Here is a 1,504-nt window from a genome sequence, read left to right as displayed (position 1 = left end):
ACTCACCTGAGTACAATCCTATTGAGAAAACATGGGCCCATATCAAAAAGCATCTCAAAAAGGTATTGCCAAGTTGTAGTACTTTTTTCGAGGCTCTTTTGTCTTGTTCTTGTTTCAATTGACTATACATGGATACTTGGATGAATTCAGAGACGCTCTCAATAAAGTAAATTTAAACGATAAAGATAATCGCCTATTTTTACTAGGAGATTATCTTGATAATGGACTTCAATCTTTTCAAGTCATTTCCAAAATAATCGAACTTGAGGAGGTTTATCCTAATCAAATTATTACTCTTCTAGGGAATCATGAAGAATGGTTTTATGATTGGTTGATTTTAGATAAACCTACTGCTTCAGCATTTCCAGAAACAATAAAAAGCTTCTTCTCTCCAGAGGAATTGAACTATATTTTTAAATCGAATGCTAACAACTTTGAAACAGGTGTTAGAAATGAAATTAAAAATAATATCAAATTCAACCCATTTATAAACTGGTTTAAAAAACGATATAGAGATGAACGCTATTATGAAACTGAAACCCAAATTTTTGTCCATGCTGGCATTGATGAAGAAGCAGGAAAGCTTTGGAAAGAACTAACGAGTTCAGAAATATTTACAAACAAATTTCCTATTACTACTGGTAGATTTCATAAAGCTATTATTTCGGGCCATATTGCTTCTTGGGAAGTAGCTAAAGATAGAAGATACCTAGGTAAGATTTACTATGATAGTAAAAGTCATTACTTTATTGATGGAGATGTAACGAATAGCAAAACAATACCTGTTCTTTACTATGATACAATTACCTCAAAATATCACTTTCTATAACTTTTAATCATGTGCTTTTATATGAAATTAGTAATTATTAGTAACAATTCCAAGAAATTTCTTATGACATAACAAAAAGACAAGGTTTCTAAGCCTTGTCTTTTCTACTATACCGGCGGCCGGGGTCGAACCGGCACGTCCTTGCGGACACTGGATTTTGAGTCCAGCGCGTCTGCCAATTCCGCCACGCCGGCAAAGTATAACTGGGGTAGCTGGATTCGAACCAACGCATGAGGGAGTCAAAGTCCCTTGCCTTACCGCTTGGCTATACCCCAATAATATAAAATAGGCGAGTGATGGGGATCGAACCCACGCATGCCAGAGCCACAATCTGGTGTGTTAACCACTTCACCACACCCGCCATAATTTTAAAACACGGGCAGTAGGAATTGAACCCACACTGAAGGTTTTGGAGACCTTAGTTCTACCTTTAAACTATGCCCGTAGTTAAGGTTATGGAAGGGGAGGGATTCGAACCCCCGAACCCGAAGGAGCGGATTTACAGTCCGCCGCGTTTAGCCTCTTCGCTACCCTTCCAAAATATTTAAATGGCGCGAGACGGAATCGAACCGCCGACACATGGAGCTTCAATCCATTGCTCTACCAACTGAGCTACCGAGCCTTATTGCGGGAGCAGGATTTGAACCTACGACCTTCGGGTTATGAGCCCGACGA

The 1,504-nt window shown here is 39.0% G+C and carries 1 protein-coding gene, 6 tRNA genes and 1 pseudogene; 2 read left to right on the top strand and 6 right to left on the bottom strand.

The genetic code is table 11. The features are described 5' to 3' along the window. Positions 1-122 (top strand): annotated as a pseudogene (locus tag QM917_RS10540) (IS630 family transposase); the annotation flags it as partial. Between the two features lie 14 nt (positions 123-136). Then, a complete protein-coding gene (locus QM917_RS10535) occupies positions 137-829 on the top strand; it encodes a metallophosphoesterase (RefSeq protein ID WP_414285722.1) in 693 nt (230 codons plus the stop codon). A 110-nt stretch (positions 830-939) separates the two neighbouring features. On the opposite strand, the gene QM917_RS10530 is transcribed toward QM917_RS10535, so the two are convergent. The 6 genes from QM917_RS10530 to QM917_RS10505 all read right to left on the bottom strand — a co-directional run bounded on the left by QM917_RS10530 (position 940) and on the right by QM917_RS10505 (position 1,451). Then, positions 940-1,023 (bottom strand) — tRNA-Leu (locus tag QM917_RS10530). Positions 1,024-1,032: 9 nt separating this feature from the next. Continuing rightward, a tRNA-Gln gene (locus tag QM917_RS10525) sits at positions 1,033-1,104 on the bottom strand. 13 nt (positions 1,105-1,117) lie between these two features. Beyond that, a tRNA-His gene (locus QM917_RS10520) sits at positions 1,118-1,190 on the bottom strand. A 13-nt stretch (positions 1,191-1,203) separates the two neighbouring features. Beyond that, a tRNA-Trp gene (locus tag QM917_RS10515) sits at positions 1,204-1,274 on the bottom strand. Positions 1,275-1,285: 11 nt separating this feature from the next. Continuing rightward, positions 1,286-1,366, bottom strand: a tRNA-Tyr gene (locus tag QM917_RS10510). Between the two features lie 12 nt (positions 1,367-1,378). Further along, positions 1,379-1,451: transfer RNA gene (locus QM917_RS10505), tRNA-Phe, on the bottom strand. Positions 1,452-1,504: the final 53 nt, after the last annotated feature.

Origin of the sequence: Streptococcus infantis, from assembly GCF_047460685.1 — a bacterium.
GTDB lineage: Bacteria > Bacillota > Bacilli > Lactobacillales > Streptococcaceae > Streptococcus > Streptococcus infantis_AD.
Note: the sequence above shows the minus strand (reverse complement) of the source record. Positions and strands in the feature narration are given on the sequence as shown.